This window comes from Myxococcus dinghuensis (assembly GCF_024198235.1).
In the GTDB taxonomy this organism is placed as follows: domain Bacteria; phylum Myxococcota; class Myxococcia; order Myxococcales; family Myxococcaceae; genus Myxococcus; species Myxococcus dinghuensis.
Window position 1 is genome coordinate 686,188 of record NZ_JAKCFB010000001.1, and the last position, 16,000, is coordinate 702,187.

Consider the following 16,000-nt stretch of genomic DNA (forward strand, 5'->3'; position numbering starts at 1 on the left):
AGCCTCCTCCCGAGCCATTTCGGGACGGAGGCCCAACGGTTCATTCTCCGACGTTCATCCTGCCGTGCCGCCGGAGGCGGGCGCGGGAGCGAGCGCCCGCGCGCCCCGCGCGTGCCCGGCCGGGCGTCACTTCTTGATGTCGTAGCGGACGAGCTCCTCGGTGCGCTCGCCCTCCTCGCGCACCTTGCCCACGCCGGGCACCAGCCAGTACGTGCGCTCCTTGCCGTCCTTCACCTCGCCCGCGTCGTTCAGCTTGTCGCGGCGGACCTTGATGGCGTTGGTGAAGGTGCCGGCCTTGGTCTGCACGGTGACGTCCATCTCCACGACGCGCCACGTATACGTCGGGTCGGAGTCCTCCTGGGAGCCGTCGCCCAGGACCGTGAACTCCTGCACCGCGCTCTGGTAGGACCAGGGCAGCGCCGAGGGCGCGCGCGCCAGCGACTTCACGGTGGCGGGGTTCCAGGTCGTGGTGCGCACCAGCACGCCGTCGCGGTGGTCCTCCTCGCGCAGCCGCACGACGAGGCCGTTGGGCAGCTCCGCCTGGTACGAGTACTCCTCGTAGAGCACGCCCGTGGCCACGCGGTCCTGCCTGCTGTGGACGAGCATGCCGCGGCTCCCGGCCATCCCCGGCACCTCCTTCTCTCCCTCCATGGTCACCTGCTTCTGGAACGCGCCATGGACGGGGTCCAGGATGTCGTAGACCCAGACGGAGCCTGCCGTCAGCGGCCAGAGCGAGCCGCCCTGCGTGTCCGGCTCGTCCGTCCCCGTGGGCGGCAGGCCCACGTTCCCGTCCGGCGGGGTGCCCGTCCCCGGGCCGCCCGTGGCCGGAAGACTGCTGCCGCCGCACCCCACCAGCATCCACCCGGCCGCGAGCGCGGCCCTCCACCTGCGCGTCATGTCAGCTCCTCCCGAGGCCCCTTGGGGCTCACCGCCGTCCATCGCAGCCCCCGCAGGGGCGTGCCCTCCGCCCGGCCCAGCGCCGCCGTGAGCGAGCCGGGCACCGGTTCCTCCACTTCCAACTCCAGCCGCCGCCCGTCGAAGTCGAGCGCGCAGCTCTTCACCAGCACGTTCCGCTCGCCCAGCGCCGTGCGGAGCGACTGCTCCGCGCCCACCAGGTCGTCCGCCTGCGCGGAGACGAGCAGCCGCTGCCTCGGCGCGGGCGCGGGCTCCCGGTTGAACAGGTCGAGCACGAACAGCAGGCTCGCCACGAACAGCGAGCCCACGGCGGCGAGCCCCAGGCTGCCGTGCCCGCACGCCATGCCCAGGCCGATCATCAGGAAGAGGATGGCCGCGTCGCGCGGGTCCTTCAGCCCGGAGCGGAAGCGCACGAAGCCGCCCAGGCCCACCAGGCCGAACGCCTTGGCCACGCTGTCGCCGATGACGGCCGTGATGACCGCCGCCGCGGCGCACAGCAGCACCTGCGCCTGGATCATGTCCGACTTCGGCAGCGGTCGGCGCATGACGAGCCGCCAGGGCCGCAGCGACAACACCGTGCCGATGAGCGCCGCCGCGAGCATGCGCGGCAGCATCACCGTGATGGACAGCGCGCCCAGCTCCTCCTTGGCGCTCTCCAGCAGTCCCGGAAACGAGGCATCCATGGCCTGGGGGCTCCTAGCGTTCCACCTGCTGCGCGGAGGACTCCGTCACCCCGCGGCTGGCGCGGGCGGAGGGCGGATGCGCGGCGAGCGCGCGCGCGGTGGCGATGACGCCGTACGCGTTGCGCAGGACGGACAGCCGCCGTGGATGTGCCTCCAGCACGCGCGTGATGAGCGCCCGCGCCTCGGGGCCCAGGGGCAGCCCTCGCAGGGAGGACAGCGCCGTGGCCGGCCACCGCCCGGCGTGCGCCACGCGCAGCTTCCACGCCCGCGGATCGTCCAGCCCGTCCAGGGAGTCCAGCGCCTCCTTCGTGAGGGGCGCGCCGCGCTCGCGCAGGCCCCAGGCCTCGTCGGTGACGAGCCCGCAGAGCGAACGCAACACCAGCTTCAGGGCCTTGTCCTCCAACGCCTCGCGCAGCCCGCGCGCCACCGGCGTGTCGAGCCCCGTGGTGCTGCGCAGCACCGCGAGCCGATCCTGCGGCAGCAGCACCTCGCGCAGGGCGTCCGCGCGCTCGGAGTCGAGCCCCCCCAGGCTGCGGGCCACCGCGGAGTACAGCCCGCGCTGCATGCCCGCCTCGCGCAGGAGCCAGGCCTCGTCGCCGTCGAGGCCTCCCAGGCCTGGCAGCACCTCCGCCAGCTTCCCGTCCTTCACGCCGCGCTCGCGCAGGGCCCACGCCTGGGGCGAGTCGTCGCGGCGAAGGCCCGTGAGCACCTCCGCGGGGACCTGTGTGTACAGCCGCTCGCGCATCATCATCGCCCGCGGGCCGGAGATGCTCCCCAGCCCCTGGGCCACCTGGGCGGGGGCCCGCGGCGCGAGCACCTCGCGCAGCGTCCAGGCCGGCGCGTCGTCCAGGTCGGACAGCCCGCGCGCGACGAGGCCGGGGTAGAACTCCACGAGCCCCAGCCGGCGCTGGTGCGCGGCGAGCCCGGGGAGGCCACCGAGCATCCACGCCGCCAGGGCGGGCTCGCGCGCCTCCACGGTGTCGAGCGCCTCGAGGAAGCGCTTCTCCACGTCCTCCACGCAGGCGGGGCCCGTCGGCGGCGCCACGGGCAGGGGCGCGATGCGCTGCACGGGCGTCTCGCGCCCCTCCAGTCGCGCCAGCACGGCGTCCACCAGGCGCTGCTCCAGCACGCGCAGCGGCACGTCGTCGTTCTCCAGGATGATCCACCGGCGCGGGTCCTGGCGCGCCAGCTCCAGGAAGGCCTGGCGCACGCGGACCGCGAGCCCCGCGCCCACGAGCCCCTTGCGGCTGTCTCCGTCCGACGCGCGCCCTCCCTGGGCCTTGCCCAGGCGCTTGCGCCAGCGCGCGAGGTCCGGGTCCACGTCCACCAGGATGACCAGGTCCGGCCACAGCCCCTGCGCGGCGAGCTCGACCGCCGGCCGCAGCTCGTCCATGGGCAGGCCGCGCCCGCCGCCGCTGAGCGCGAGCTGCGAGTACAGATAGCGGTCGGTGATGCACACCTCGCCGCGCCCGAGCGCGGGCGCCACCACCTCCTCCAGTTGCTGGGCGTCCCGCGCCAGGTTGAGGAAGAACTCGGTGCGCGCGGACATCTCCAGGAGCCTCGCGTCGCGCGTCAGCTCCCGCACCCTCCGCGCCGTGGGCGCCTGCAGCTCGCCTCCCTCCCGCGCGTGCGCCACCCGGTAGCCGAGCTTCTTCAACCTCCCCGCGAGCAGGTTGGAGAGCGTCGTCTTGCCGCTGCCGTCAATTCCCTCGAAGTCGATGAACACGGTGCCCTATCCCCTCGCGACCCCATCCACGACGAAGGCGTGAACCCTCGTCATCCCCTCTGCGAACTTGCTGTACGCCGGCGCGCCCCCCGGATGCAGCGACGCGAGCCAGTCGGGCAGCTCGTGCCCCAGATGCTTCACCTCCACCACCACGCGCCGCTCCACGGCCGACGGCGGCCCCAGCCGCTCCGCCGTCAGGGCAAGCTGTGACATCGCCAGCTCCGGGGCAATCTGGTGGTAGCCGATGTCCCGGTCCACCGTCACCCGCCACGCGTGTGACGCCTGGTAGACATGCCGCTGGTACGTCACGGCGAGCACGGGCAGCAGGCTGCCGCCCGTGATGAGCGGCAGCAGCCGCGCGCCACCCCGCAGCACGCGCCCCAGCTCCGAGCGCGGCACCCAGACGCGCCGCTTCTGCGTCAGGCCATGGCGCTCGCGCTTCACCTCCAGCACCACGCGCTCCACGCCCCCGGCGCCCACGTCTGGTTGGTACTCCTTGGTGCGGACCTTGAGGCAATCCTCCGGCGAGCGCAGCGCGCGCAACGCCAGCGGGCAGCCGGGCCGGTCGAAGTACACGGACACGATGCGCGTGGGCTGGGGCGCGTGTCCGCCCAGCTCCCGGGACACCCGCGCGCACAGCGCCAACGCCTCTGTCTCCTCCATCACCAGCTTGAACTCACGCCGCAGCCTGGTGACTTCCCCCTCGGCGAACGACAGCATTCCGCGTGTCTCCACTCTTAGAAGCGGGTGGCGAGTTGCAGTGAGTATTCGAGTCCTGGTGCCGCGTCCCCCGGCCGCAGCGCGCGCTCCACCTGGAACTGGCCCCGGAACCGGTTGCCCAGGAGCACGTTGAGGCCCCCGAGGACGGAGTGGCCACGTCCCTCCACGTCGCCCCGGAGCTGGAGCCCCTCGGCGCCCACCACGGGTTGCAGCGCCCACGCCGCGCTCACCGGGATGAGCCAGCTCGCGAGCATCAACTGCGCGGTGAACGGGCCCACGGGCAGCCGTCCGGTGACGACCTCTCCGGAGAGGCTGAGGTCCCCCAGCCTCAGCTCCGCGTCCGCGGCCACCGCGTGCCGCCGCGCGCGGTCCAGGGCCTCCGCGACATAGGTGCTCACGCCCAGCGTCAGCCGCTTCTTCAGCGGAGACACGCTGATGCGTCCGGCGAGGTCCTCCTTCGTGCGCACGCCCAGCTCGTCCTTGGCGCCCTGGAAGACACCCGCGGACACGCGCACGTCCCACAGTCCCTTGAGGCGCACCTCCCCCATGAGCCCGAGCCGCCGACCGCCCAGCTCGTAGACGTCCGTCAGGTAGTCGTCCACCAGTCCACGTCCCTGGATGGGCAGGTTCCACGAGCCCTCCAGCCGGCGCTGGAGGAAGGGCGACTTGAACTGACCGCCATAGAGGCGGAAGCGCTTCTTGTCGTCCGCCAGGCGCACGAAGGCGTCCTTGAGCAGGGACTTGTCCGCCAGGTCCGCGCTCACCTCGGCCTCGAGGTTGGGCAGCGACGTGCCCACGCCCACGCGCGCGGACGGGATGCTCAGATTGCGCTGGTACTCGGCGCGCTCGTCGGCGCTGGCGCGCGCGTAGACGCGGCCGAAGACGCGCACCGTCTGCACCTCCTCCGGCGGCGTGTCGTCGAGCGCGGTGCTGTCCTCGCCCAGCGAGTCCTCCGGCTGCGTCCCCGGCTTCGCCTTCTTCTTCTTGCCCTGCTTCGAGGGCTCGGGCGGAGGCTGCGCGCCCGGGGGCGCAACGGAGGGCGTCTCCGGCGCCGCCGCGTCACCCGGGGGGATGCGGGGCGGCAGCGCCTGCGCGAGCGCCTCTTCCGGCAGTCCGCCGGGCGCCGCGACGGCGGGCTCCAGGGGCTCGGCGCCCTCCGGGGGGCCGCTGTCGGGGGCCTCCACGCCATCCACCACGCCGCCGGAGAGGTCGTCCTCGCCGCGCCACTCGACGGAGTCGGGGGACGTGCCCCCGCCCGCCGCGGATTGCCGCGCGAACGCCGGTCCGCTCAGGAGGACCGCGACGAGGAGACCCCGCCTCCCCACCTCATCCAACCGCCACCCGCCCATGTCCCCGCCTCCCCGTCGCCGCCGGAAGAGGCCTCGTGCAACTGCGGTGCCCGAACCCTGAACGTCGGCTGGCGGACGCCGGTGGACACGAATGGGGCGGGAAGGGCCGGTGGATCGCCGTGACCGGGGCGTGACGGGTTCGTCACAGGGAACGAAAGTTCCACGGCGCGACCAGCCGGGCCTGTACGAATGTCTTCGGCGCGGTGGAAGGAGTTACCGGTTGGACGTGGCATCCGCCGGTGGGGCGGGGGCCTCGTCCGGGGCGGTGTTCCCTGTCGCAGGCGCCGCGGTGGCGGCCTCCGGAGTCGCCGGTCCGGAAGGCGTGGCGTCACCCGTCACGGGCGCGGCGGGGGCCACCACCTCCTGGGACGGGAGTGCGTCCCGGGGAGGGGGCTCCACGGGACGCAGGCGCCGCACCGCGCCGCGCACTCCGAGCGCGAGCACCGCGCCGGCGCCGACCACCACCAGCCCCCAACCGAGCCACGGCGGCAGGGGCTGGGCGGCGACGGTGAGCTGGCCGGTGACGACCTTCAGCCGGCGGGCCTGGTAGCGCACCTCCAACTCATAGAGGCCGGGCTCCTCGAGGACGAGCTCGGTGTGCCAGTTGACCCCGTCGCGGGTCAGCGTCCGGGTCAACTGGTCGGGCGCGCCCTCCAGGTGCACGGTGAGCGTCAGGGGGCCGGTGAACTCCTCGCCCTCGAAGGCGCCGACGTGCAGCGACAGCATCGCCGGCTGACCCGTCCGGGGCAGGGCGGGGTAGAGCGTACCCTGCAGCCGCTCCTCGGCGTCCGCCCACCGCAACTCGAGGACGTCACCCCGCCTCTCCGTGCGGATTTGATCCTTCCTGGGAGGAAGGGCGGCGAGGATGGGCAGCGCGACCAGGCAGGCGATGAGCGCCCCCCCGAATTTCCACTCCGACCGCCTTTGCCATGGGGACGGCTGTCCCCTAAGATGCCGTGCCCTGTAGCAATCCACCTGTGCCAACTCCCCCGGCCAGAGTCCCGGGATGAACCCTCAATCGTTCGGGAAATATCAGCTCCTGAAGAAGCTCGCCACCGGCGGCATGGCCGAGGTGTGGCTGGCGCGTCAGATGGGCATCGAGGGGTTCCAGAAGAACCTCGTGGTGAAGCGCATCCTTCCGCATCTGGCGGAGGATCGTGAATTCGTGGAGATGTTCCGGAACGAGGCGCTGATCGCGGCGCGCTTCAACCATCCGAACATCGCGCAGGTCTACGAGTTCGGCGAGGCCAACGGGACCTACTACATCGCCATGGAGTTCATCCATGGCGAGGACCTGGGCCGCGTCATGCGCAAGGCGGCCAGCGCGGGGCAGTGGATCGCCCGCCCGCTGGCCATCCGCATCGTCGCCGCGGCGTGCGAGGGCCTGCACTACGCCCACAGCCGCACGGACGACGCGGGCCGGCCGCTGCGCGTGGTGCACCGCGACATCTCGCCCCAGAACATCCTCATCAGCTTCGACGGTTCCGTGAAGCTGGTGGACTTCGGCATCGCCAAGGCGGCGGACCAGGCGACGCTGACCAAGTCGGGCGCCATCAAGGGCAAGTTCGCGTACATGGCGCCGGAGCAGGCCGCCGGCAAGCCGTTGGACGGGCGCGCGGACATCTTCGCCATCGGCCTGGTCCTCTACGAACTGCTCACGGGCGTGCGCCCGCTCAAGCGCGACTCGGAGCTCGCCACCCTCCAGGCCGCCATGGAGTGCGCCATCCAGCCGCCGTCGCAGGTGGCGGACGTGCCGGAGGAGATGGACCCGGTGGTGATGCGCGCGGTCGCCAAGAGCGCGGACGACCGCTACCGGGACGCGCGCCAGTTCCAGACGGCCCTGGAGGAGATCCTCGTCGGCCAGCGCTGGGTGGCCGGCTCCGTCCAGATCTCCGAGCTGATGGAGACGCTCTTCGCGGACCGCCTGTCCGAGGAGAAGGCCCAGGGACAGGTCGTCCCGGTGGGCGAGGACTCCGCCAGCTCCGGCGCGCCCATGCCGCCCACGCCGCCTCCGCAGGAGCGGGGCCGCGGTCGCCCGTCCGCGGCGGACATGAGCTGGGACGCGCCCCCGGGCGAGTCCTCGTCTCCGAAGGAGCGCGGTCGCGCCGCGCCCTCCCGCGCCCCGGCGCCCGCGCCGCGCCGCACCGGTGGCGCTCCGGTCGTGGAGGACGAGCCCGGCGAGTGGGACGCGCCCTCCGGCGCGATGGACGCCCCCCAGCGCCGCCGGAGCGGGACGGCGGACGCGCTGCGGCGCCCCAGCAACGCCAACGCCACCCAGGTGGCCCGGACCAGCTCCCGCTCGGATGTCCGCAGCGCGACCACGAACCCGGGGGAGCCCCCGCCGGCCGCCGCGCCACGCCGCACGCAGACGCGCGCCGCGCTCGCCGTCGACGTGGACGCGCCGCCGCCGCGGCGTTCCTCGGCCGCGCTCGACCTGGACGAGCGCACGCGGATGGAAGACGAGGGGGACGAGGAGGACGACGAGCGGACGATGCTGCCGCCGCCGGAGCCCTCGCCGCCGCCGCGCCGGCGCACGGGGATGCAGTCGCAGGTCTCCGCGCCGGAGCCTCCGCGCCGCCGCACCTCCAGCCGCGCGGAGATGCCACCCGCGCCGTCGCGCTCGCGCGCGTCGCTGCCGTCGACCCCTGCCTCGCGCGCCGCGGACGACGTCAACCGGGCCATCGACTCCAGCAGCCAGCGCGCGCGCCGCACCATCGCCACGCGCAACGTCGCCACGGTGGCGTTCATCGTCGGCCTGCTGGCCGTGGTCGCCATCTTCCACAAGCCGCTGCTCGCGGTGCTCAGCGCCACGGCGTCGGACGGGCAGGGCGTGCTCGTCACCGTCAACACCAACGAGCGGGTGAAGGTCTCCGTGCGCCACACCGAGCGGTGCGGCGGCTCGAAGCCCGTCACGGAGCTGGGCTTCACGCCCATGACGCTGGTGTCCGGCGCCCACCTCCAGGACACGCTCATCCTGGAGAACGAGCAGCAGGGCATCTACAAGGAGGACACCGACACGCTGGCCTTCGGTGAGCCGGGGCAGGCGAAGGTGCTCACCTACGAGTTCCGGCGCGGGCAGCTCCTCCTGCAGCTCAAGCCGGAGAGCGTCCGCGGCATCTCCGTGATCCGCAACGGCCAGCAGGTGGGCGTCTACCAGGGCGTCCACGGCAAGTCGGGCCTGAAGATCGACCTCATGGAGGGCCGCCACAAGCTGGAGCTGAGCGGCGGGCCGCTGCGCGAGCCCGTCTTCTTCGAGGTCGACATCAAGCCGAACCAGCCCACCAAGCAGATGGAGGACCTGTCGGCGTTCCTCGGCTGACGACGCGCGGGCCCGCGCACCGGGCCCCACCCCCACGCGGCGTCAGTAGTAGCGGGGCAGCGCCGGGTCCACGTCGAGCGAGTACCGGTCGATGCCGCCCTGGAGCGACACGGCCTCCAGCCCCAGCGACATCAGATACGCGGCGCCGTCCAGGCTGCGCACCCCGTGGTGGCAGTAGACGACGACGGGCCGGCCGCGCAGGGCCTCCAGCTCCTCGGGGTGGTCGAACAGGTCCGGCAGCGGGATGAGGAGCGAGCCGGGCAGGGCGACGAAGTCGTGCTCCTGCGGGAAGCGCACGTCGAGCAGGGCGGGGCGCGACTCGGGCGGGCCGGCGAGCAGCTCCGCGAGGCGCGCGGGGGTGATTTGGGGGATGGGCATGGGGCGGATTCCTCGCGCGGGGCGTCAGGCGGCGGTGGAGCAGAAGCGCTCGTAGTCGATGAGCTCCACCTTCGCGCCGGGCGCGCAGACGGGGCAGGTCGCGTCGCGGCGCAGCTTCAGCTCCTGGAAGCGGGTGCCCAGCGCGTCGAAGGTGAGGAGCCGGCCGACGAGCGGCTCGCCCTGGCCGAGGATGAGCTTGAGGGCCTCGTTCGCCTGGAGCAGGCCGATGAGCCCGGGCAGCACGCCCAGCACGCCGGCCTCCGCGCACGAGGGCGCCAGCTCCGGCGGCGGCGGCGCGGGGTAGAGGCAGCGGTAGCAGGGGCCGCGGCCCGGGGCGAACGTCGTCACCTGGCCCTCGAAGCGGAAGACGGAGCCGTGCACGTTGGGCAGGCCCCGCATGACACACGCGTCGTTGAGCAGGTAGCGGGTGGGGAAGTTGTCGCCGCCGTCGAGCACCAGGTCGAAGCCCTCCAGCACCCGCAGCACGTTGTGCGACGTCAGCCGCTCCTGGAAGGGCACCACCTTCACGTCGGGGTTGAGCGCCTCGAGGGCCGCCCGGGCGCTCACCACCTTGGGCTGGCCCTGGCGCTCCTGGGTGTGCAGCACCTGACGCTGGAGGTTGCTCAACTCCACCACGTCCGAATCGACGATGCCCAGCGTGCCCACGCCCGCGGCGGCCAGGTACAGCGCGGCGGGCGAGCCCAGTCCCCCCGCGCCCATCACCAGCACGCGCGCCTTCAAGAGCTTCGCCTGGCCCTCCTCGCCCACCTCCGGGAGGATGAGGTGGCGGCGGTAGCGCTCCTTCTGTTCGGCCGTGAGCACGAAGGGCTTCTCCACCGGCAGCGCCGCGTCGCTCCAGCGGTTGTAGCCACCCGCCAGCGACGCCACCCGCGTGTAGCCCAGCTCCTTCAGCGTCCTCACCGCCAGCGCCGACCGCGTGCCGCCCGCGCAGTAGACGACGAGCTCCTCGTCCCGCCCCGCACGCTCCTCGATGCGCAGCTCCAGGTAGCCCCGGGGGATGTGGACGGCGCCGGGCAGCCGCCCCCCCGCGTACTCGTCCGCCTCCCGCACGTCGACGAGCTTCACCGGCGCCCGCCCGTCCAGCAGCCGCTTCACCTCATCCACGGTGATTTCGCGGATCTCCTGCTTCACTCCGGCGAGCAGCTCTCGGAAGGTGGGGGCCATGGGGCGGGGTATAACCCGGGAGGTGGAGGGGGACCGGGAGGAATGGGCACTTCACGGCGACCGGGGGGCCGGGCCCATGGATTTTCAGGGGTCGGGCGTTATAAAGCCCGGTTCGAGAGGAGATTTTCCGCACATGGATACGACGACCACGACGACCCCCGCTCCCGCCCCGGCTCCCCAGGCTGCCTCGCAGGCGCCCGTGCTCCTGACGGAGGCCGCCGTGCGGCAGGTGAAGGAGGTCATCAAGGCCCAGGGCTTCGAGGGCTACTTCTTCTCCATCCGCGTCGTGCCGGCCGGCTGCAGCGGCCTGGGCTACGACCTGAACCTGGTCAAGGAGTCCAAGGCCGGCGACACCGTCTGGGAGCAGGACGGCGTGAAGATCGCCACCGACGGCATGAGCAGCCAGTACCTGGGCGGCACGGAGATCGACTACGTCTCCGCCATCACCGGCTCCGGCTTCAAGTTCAACAACCCGAACGCGAAGTCCTCCTGCGGCTGCGGCACGTCGTTCACGACCTGATTCGCGCCGTGGCGTGAGTCACGCGGGGCCACTCGGTCCCCTACGAGCCGGAGCGGGGACCCAGGTCCGCCTCCGGCTCGTGTCGTTCCAGGCCCTGGCGCCGCGCGGGTCCTCAGGCCCCGGCGATGGGCTTCATCACCTTCAGCCAGGACTGGTTCTCCTTCTGGCGCGCGAGCCGCTGCGCGCGCCGGGCCTCCGCCTCCTTGAAGGCCTCCTCCTCCGCCTCCGTCTCCGTCAGGAGCGGCGGCACCGGCACGCGCTTGCCGTCCTTGTCGATGGCGACGAACGTCATCAGCGCGCTGGTGGTGAGGGTGCGCTCGCCGGTGAGCGGGTTCTCCGCGTGCACCGTGACGCCCACCTCCATGGAGGTGCGGAAGGCCGCCAGCACGCGTGAGTGGAGGAGCGCCACCCAGCCCACCTTGATGGGCGCGTGGAAGTGCAGGTCATCCATGGACGCGGTGACGACGACCTGCCGGCAGTGGCGCTGGGCGGCCACCGCGCCGCAGATGTCGATCCACTCCATCACCTTCCCACCGAACGCGGCGTTCAGGTTGTTGGCGTCCGGAGGCAGGATGAGCTGGGTCATCACCACCTCCGTGTCCTTGGCGCGCTTGGGGCTCAGGTCGCTCATCTCTCACCCACCATCCTGGGCGCCGCCAGGGAAGGGAGGGCGGCGGGCCCGCGGTGACTCATGCCAGGAAGGCGGAGACGCGGTCCAGGAACTCCTCGCGCCCCTTGCCCCGCCGGATGTCCTGCCGGGAGACGTCCATCACCAGGCACTCCACGCCGTACTTCTCCTGCAGTACCAGGGGGAAGGACGCGTAGTAGCCATTGAGGCCGCGCAGGAACTGGGGGCGGATGCCCTTCTCCTCTTCACGGCCGCGGGTGCGGATGCGGTCCAGCAGTACGTCCACGCTGCCGACCTCGAAGCAGATGACCTTGTCGGGCCGGATGATGTGGCGCGACAGGCGCTGGAAGTACTCGTAGTACAGGTCCAGCTCCGCGTTCGTCAGGTGCCCCAGGCCGTGCAGGTACTTGGCGAAGATTTCGGGGTCCTCGTAGAGCGTGCGGTCCTGCACGCAGCTGCGCCGGTACGAGTGGATGAGCTCGTGGTGCTCCACGCGGCGGATGAGGAACTCGAGCTGGAGCGTGAAGGACCAGCGCGACATGTCCGCGTAGTAGTCCTTGAGGAAGCGGTTGTCGATGACGGGCTCGTCGAACAGCTCGTAGCCGAAGCTCTGGCTGAGCATCTTCGCCGCCGTCGTCTTGCCCGCGCCGATGTTGCCCGCGAGCGCCACGAACCGGCGCCCCTTGGGGGCCTTCACCTTCAGCCCGTTGCGCGGACGCGCGGGCGCGACGGCCTTCTGCGGCGCGGCGGGGGGAGGCGGTGCAACGGTGGCCGCGGGCGGTGTCGGACGCTGGCGCGAGGTCGTACGAGGCATGGAAGCAGGGCTTAACCCGGCTTGGCGAGTGCGTCCATTCGCTGCCTCAAGAGGTCCGGCCGGTCGGTCATCACGCCGCCGACCCCTTCCGCGAGCAACTGGTCCATCTCCGCCGGGTCATCCACGGTCCAGACGTTGACCCACTTGTCGCGCGCCGCGCACGCGCGCAGGAAGTCCGCGTCCACCAGCCGCACCTCGCCGAAGTACAGCGGCATGTCGAGCACCTGGAAGCGGTCGTCCTCCGGCGGTGGCTCGCCCGCGCGCAGGGCGATGACGAACGCGGCCAGCGCGTCGCGCGGGTAGAAATGACAGGCGCGGGGCAGCCGCCGCGCGAGCCGCTCGCCCACCGCGTCCTGCTCGCTGCCGACGCAGACCCGGTCCACCGCCTGCTCGGTCTCCAGCAAGCGGGCGAGCACGTCCTCCTGTCCCTCCACGTCCGGCTTGAGCTCCACGTTGAGTCGCAGCGACGGGAAGGCGCGCAGCACTTCGCGCAGCGTGGGGATGCGCACGCCCCGGCCCCGGAATGGAAACGTGCGGCCCTCGTCCGGCGTGAAGCCATACCCCGCGTCGAGCCGCTGCAACTCCGGGAGCGTGAGCGCGTCGAGCGCGCCCCGTGCGTTGGTGCAGCGCTCCAACGTGGCGTCGTGCGCCACGACGACCTCGCCGTCGCGCGTGACGTGGACGTCCAGCTCGAGCATGTCCGTGTGGAAGCGCTCCACTGCCTGACGGAATGCGTCGAGCGTGTTCTCCGGCGCGAGCAGTGCGCCACCACGATGCGAGATATGCAGTGTGGGCCGGAGTCCCTGGAGGAAAATGGGCTGTCCGCGCATGGGTTCCCCGAGTTCACAGAGGTGTCACCAGTGTCGCGGAGGGTTCCTTGCCGCCCCCCGCGAGCGGCCGGTATAAGGCCTCCCATCCTCGGACCGACCGGCGTCGACTTCAACCCCCGTGCGCCGCGATAGGAAATGGAGAGACGAGACATGCAACTGCGCAAGACGCTTGGCGCCGCGGCGTTGGTCGCTACCGCCGTGGTGGTATCGGTGGGTGGCTGCTCCGGTCGTGACGACGATGAGGAGCCCCAGGGGCAGCAGGACGCGGGCTGTATCGGCGCGTGCAACGACGGCGGCACCACGGACGGCGGCACGACCGACGGTGGCACCACGGACGGCGGCTCCTGTCCCGCGCCCGTGAACGGCATGGGCCCCATCGGCAACCTGCGCGCCAACGAGACGCGCGGCCTGGCGGTGACGCTGGAGGGCGTGGTGGTGACGGCGGTGAGCCAGATCACCCGCGGCGGCCAGGGTGACTTCATCGCCCGCTTCTGGGTGGTGAACCCCTGCTTCCCGAAGGAGGGCATCTACGTCGACAAGTTCTACACCGACAAGACGACCAACTACGAGCCCATCGTCGGTGACGTGCTCACCATCCAGGGCCTGCTGCGTCGCTTCAAGTCGGACGCGACGGACAACGCGCCCCACGCGCGTGACGCGTACCGCCCGGTCATCAAGAGCAACTACCAGATCGGCGACTCGTCCATCACCGGCTCCCTGGTCATCACCAAGACGGGCACCACGACGGCGCCGCCGGACAACGCCGTCCCCGCGGGCTTCGGCAACGCGGACAAGGGCAACGCCAAGGCCAACCCGGAGTTCGGCGGCGCGCGCGTCCACATCCCCGGCCCGCTCACCATCGTCGACGCCAAGCCCACCGCCATGAAGTTCCGCCCGGAGGACTCCGACTCCGGTACGTACCTCGGCTTCGAGGTCGAGGGCGGCATCCTCGTCGGCAACTACAAGACGTTCGCGGCCTGCGACGCGCGCACGGTGGTCGAGGACGGCGGCTCCGTGACGTTCACCAACGGCATCCACGGTGTCTACGAGACCTTCACCAACCTGCCCTGCACCGACGGCGGCGTCATCGTCAACGACGCCGGCACGGAGGTCTATACGTGCCGCGCCTACGGCAACGGCGTCATCCCGGGCACGGAGAACCCGTACACCTACGTGGTGTACCCGATGAGCTGCGCCGACATGGCCAGCGACTTCGACTTCGACGCGGGCACCCCCCCCGCGCCGTAGTCCCGGCCCTCCGCCCGCCCCGGGCGGATCCGCCCACGAGACCGCCCCTCGCCCATCTCGGGAGGGGCGGTTTCTTTTTTGGGGAATGGCCCTGTCGGGTGTCTTCTAGCCGTCGATGGGGGAGGGTGGCTCCCCCAACCCATTGATTGTAGGTAAGCTCGGGAAAGTCCAACCCATCACCGTGTCAGGCGCCGCGCCCCTTCCGTGAACTCCCCCCAGACGGCCATTCCGTTCGGACAGTACCAGTTGATCAAACGGCTCGCCGTGGGTGGGATGGCGGAGCTGTTCCTGGCACAGCGTCCGCCGGATCCGGAGCTGGTCGTCCTGAAGCGGATCCTCCCCTACCTGTCGGAGGAGCCCGAGTTCGTCCAGATGTTCCTGGACGAGGCGCGCATCGCCGCGCAGCTCCACCACCCCAACATCGTGCAGGTGCACGAGCTGGGGAAGGAGGGGGACAACATCTTCATCGCCATGGAGTACGTGGAGGGCGTGGACCTGCGGCGCGTGATGGCCGAGGAGTTGAAGTTCGGCGCCTGCGTGCCCAGTGGTGTCGCCGCCCGCATCTGCGCGCACGTGGCGGCGGGGCTCGACTACGCGCACCAGAGCCGGGGCGTGGACGGGCGCCCGCTGGAGCTCATCCACCGGGACGTCAGTCCGCAGAACGTGATGATCGCCTACGACGGGCGCGTCAAGCTGGTGGACTTCGGCATCGCCAAGGCCGGCGCGTTCATGGAGCGCAGCAAGCCCGGCGTCATCAAGGGCAAGTTCCTCTACCTGGCCCCGGAGCAGGTGTCGCAGGAGCGGTTGGACCACCGCGCGGACATCTTCGCGCTGGGGACCATGCTTTACGAAATCACCACCGGCAAGCAGCCCTTCGCCAAGCCCACGACGGAGGGCATCCTCTACGCCATCCGCTTCGAGGAGCCGCAGCCGCCGCACCTGCTGCGCGCGGACTATCCGGTGGGGCTGTCGCGCATCATCATGCGCTGCCTCACCAAGGACCGGACCCAGCGCTACCCGCGCGCCTCGGCGGTGCGTGCGGACCTGGAGGCCTTCCTCCAGTCGGGCGAGGTGAAGCAGAGCCTGGACGTCTCGGAGTACATCGCGCGGCTGCTGGGCGAGGAGGAGGAGCGCACCATCCTCCACATCCCCATGGCCAAGGGCCTGGGCCGCAAGGACGCCACGGTGCCGCTGGTGGGCAACAAGGCCGCCCCCGAGCCTCCCCGGCGCCCCGCGCCGCTGGACACCACCGCGCCCACGCTCTCCTCCACCACGCCCATGGCGGAGCCCGCGGCGGCCTCGCCCGGCCTCACCGCGCGTCCCTCGCCGCGCCGCGCCTCCGCGGACTCGCTGCCCGCGGCGGCCTGGCGCGACGAGCCGGAGCCCGCCACGCAGATGGCGCGTCCCCGCGACCTGCCCGCGGCCCAGGGGCCGGACGACGAGCTGGACGCGGAGCTGTCCACCTCCATCCACACGTCGCCCGCGGTCCACTCCTCGCAAGGCGGCGAGGACGTGGACGACGAGGACTACGGCGACGGCGAGTCCACGATTCCCCAGCGCGGAGGGCGCAACCTCCGGCCCCCCGCCGCGCCGCCGCGCCGCTCCGGTCCGCTGCCCGAGCCGCCCCCGGGGCCTCGGACGGCCGCGCCGCTGGAGCCCCCTCCGGCGCCCCGGACCGCGCCGCC

At 72.0% G+C, this 16,000-nt stretch carries 15 protein-coding genes; 4 read left to right on the top strand and 11 right to left on the bottom strand.

Annotated elements, in window-relative coordinates; genetic code table 11:
* Window positions 1-126: 126 nt before the first annotated feature.
* From LZ198_RS02570 to LZ198_RS02595, 6 genes are all read right to left on the bottom strand, one after another.
* The gene (locus tag LZ198_RS02570; protein WP_253970230.1) at window positions 127-897 is read right to left on the bottom strand and encodes a hypothetical protein; all 771 of its coding nucleotides are present in this window, start codon (window positions 895-897) and stop codon (window positions 127-129) included.
* On the bottom strand, window positions 894-1,598 hold the full coding sequence (locus tag LZ198_RS02575; RefSeq protein ID WP_253970231.1) for a DUF4956 domain-containing protein: 705 nt from the start codon (window positions 1,596-1,598) through the stop codon (window positions 894-896). The genes LZ198_RS02570 and LZ198_RS02575 overlap by 4 nt, the downstream gene beginning before the upstream one ends.
* A 13-nt stretch (window positions 1,599-1,611) precedes the next feature.
* A complete protein-coding gene (gene tmk, locus LZ198_RS02580) occupies window positions 1,612-3,324 on the bottom strand; it encodes a dTMP kinase (protein WP_253970232.1) in 1,713 nt (570 codons plus the stop codon).
* 6 nt (window positions 3,325-3,330) lie between these two features.
* The gene (locus LZ198_RS02585) at window positions 3,331-4,044 is read right to left on the bottom strand and encodes a VTC domain-containing protein (protein ID WP_253970233.1); all 714 of its coding nucleotides are present in this window, start codon (window positions 4,042-4,044) and stop codon (window positions 3,331-3,333) included.
* A gap of 17 nt (window positions 4,045-4,061) precedes the next feature.
* On the bottom strand, window positions 4,062-5,393 hold the full coding sequence (locus LZ198_RS02590) for a hypothetical protein (protein ID WP_253970234.1): 1,332 nt from the start codon (window positions 5,391-5,393) through the stop codon (window positions 4,062-4,064).
* A 213-nt stretch (window positions 5,394-5,606) separates the two neighbouring features.
* Window positions 5,607-6,194 (bottom strand): hypothetical protein, encoded by a 588-nt coding sequence (locus LZ198_RS02595; protein ID WP_253970235.1) that lies wholly within the window; start codon window positions 6,192-6,194, stop codon window positions 5,607-5,609.
* Between the two features lie 205 nt (window positions 6,195-6,399).
* Between LZ198_RS02595 and LZ198_RS02600 the strand changes: the two genes are divergently transcribed.
* On the top strand, window positions 6,400-8,712 hold the full coding sequence (locus LZ198_RS02600) for a serine/threonine protein kinase (protein ID WP_253970236.1): 2,313 nt from the start codon (window positions 6,400-6,402) through the stop codon (window positions 8,710-8,712).
* Between the two features lie 42 nt (window positions 8,713-8,754).
* On the opposite strand, the gene LZ198_RS02605 is transcribed toward LZ198_RS02600, so the two are convergent.
* Complete coding sequence (locus LZ198_RS02605) at window positions 8,755-9,090, bottom strand: rhodanese-like domain-containing protein (RefSeq protein ID WP_253970237.1); 336 nt, start codon at window positions 9,088-9,090, stop codon at window positions 8,755-8,757.
* A 24-nt stretch (window positions 9,091-9,114) separates the two neighbouring features.
* Entirely contained in the window at window positions 9,115-10,275 is a 1,161-nt protein-coding gene (gene moeB, locus LZ198_RS02610; RefSeq protein WP_253970238.1) for a molybdopterin-synthase adenylyltransferase MoeB, read from the bottom strand.
* A gap of 133 nt (window positions 10,276-10,408) precedes the next feature.
* On the opposite strand from moeB, the gene LZ198_RS02615 reads away from it, so the two are divergent.
* Entirely contained in the window at window positions 10,409-10,795 is a 387-nt protein-coding gene (locus tag LZ198_RS02615; protein WP_253970239.1) for a HesB/IscA family protein, read from the top strand.
* Window positions 10,796-10,907: 112 nt separating this feature from the next.
* Here LZ198_RS02615 and LZ198_RS02620 read toward each other — a convergent pair whose 3' ends face one another.
* Genes LZ198_RS02620 through LZ198_RS02630 form a run of 3 tightly spaced genes read right to left on the bottom strand, consistent with a single transcriptional unit; the run spans window position 10,908 to window position 13,067 of the window.
* Window positions 10,908-11,426: an acyl-CoA thioesterase gene (locus LZ198_RS02620; RefSeq protein ID WP_253970240.1), complete on the bottom strand. Its 519-nt coding sequence runs from the start codon at window positions 11,424-11,426 to the stop codon at window positions 10,908-10,910.
* 58 nt (window positions 11,427-11,484) lie between these two features.
* Window positions 11,485-12,237, bottom strand: a complete 753-nt coding sequence (locus LZ198_RS02625; protein WP_253970241.1) for a deoxynucleoside kinase — start codon at window positions 12,235-12,237, stop codon at window positions 11,485-11,487.
* A gap of 11 nt (window positions 12,238-12,248) precedes the next feature.
* Window positions 12,249-13,067, bottom strand: a complete 819-nt coding sequence (locus LZ198_RS02630) for a glycerophosphodiester phosphodiesterase (RefSeq protein ID WP_253970242.1) — start codon at window positions 13,065-13,067, stop codon at window positions 12,249-12,251.
* Between the two features lie 150 nt (window positions 13,068-13,217).
* Between LZ198_RS02630 and LZ198_RS02635 the strand changes: the two genes are divergently transcribed.
* Both LZ198_RS02635 and LZ198_RS02640 read left to right on the top strand, forming a co-directional pair.
* Complete coding sequence (locus LZ198_RS02635) at window positions 13,218-14,315, top strand: hypothetical protein (protein ID WP_253970243.1); 1,098 nt, start codon at window positions 13,218-13,220, stop codon at window positions 14,313-14,315.
* Window positions 14,316-14,519: 204 nt separating this feature from the next.
* The coding region (locus tag LZ198_RS02640) for a serine/threonine-protein kinase (RefSeq protein WP_253970244.1) at window positions 14,520-16,000 on the top strand (1,481 nt) is incomplete at its 3' end.

Coding starts and splice junctions, on each gene's coding strand:
- LZ198_RS02570 (WP_253970230.1), bottom strand. CDS start 897: ATGACGCGCAGGTGGAGGGCCGCGCTCGCGGCCGGGTGGATGCTGGTG.
- LZ198_RS02575 (WP_253970231.1), bottom strand. CDS start 1,598: ATGGATGCCTCGTTTCCGGGACTGCTGGAGAGCGCCAAGGAGGAGCTG.
- LZ198_RS02585 (WP_253970233.1), bottom strand. CDS start 4,044: ATGCTGTCGTTCGCCGAGGGGGAAGTCACCAGGCTGCGGCGTGAGTTC.
- LZ198_RS02590 (WP_253970234.1), bottom strand. CDS start 5,393: ATGGGCGGGTGGCGGTTGGATGAGGTGGGGAGGCGGGGTCTCCTCGTC.
- LZ198_RS02600 (WP_253970236.1), top strand. CDS start 6,400: ATGAACCCTCAATCGTTCGGGAAATATCAGCTCCTGAAGAAGCTCGCC.
- LZ198_RS02605 (WP_253970237.1), bottom strand. CDS start 9,090: ATGCCCATCCCCCAAATCACCCCCGCGCGCCTCGCGGAGCTGCTCGCC.
- moeB (WP_253970238.1), bottom strand. CDS start 10,275: ATGGCCCCCACCTTCCGAGAGCTGCTCGCCGGAGTGAAGCAGGAGATC.
- LZ198_RS02615 (WP_253970239.1), top strand. CDS start 10,409: ATGGATACGACGACCACGACGACCCCCGCTCCCGCCCCGGCTCCCCAG.
- LZ198_RS02620 (WP_253970240.1), bottom strand. CDS start 11,426: ATGAGCGACCTGAGCCCCAAGCGCGCCAAGGACACGGAGGTGGTGATG.
- LZ198_RS02625 (WP_253970241.1), bottom strand. CDS start 12,237: ATGCCTCGTACGACCTCGCGCCAGCGTCCGACACCGCCCGCGGCCACC.
- LZ198_RS02630 (WP_253970242.1), bottom strand. CDS start 13,067: ATGCGCGGACAGCCCATTTTCCTCCAGGGACTCCGGCCCACACTGCAT.
- LZ198_RS02635 (WP_253970243.1), top strand. CDS start 13,218: ATGCAACTGCGCAAGACGCTTGGCGCCGCGGCGTTGGTCGCTACCGCC.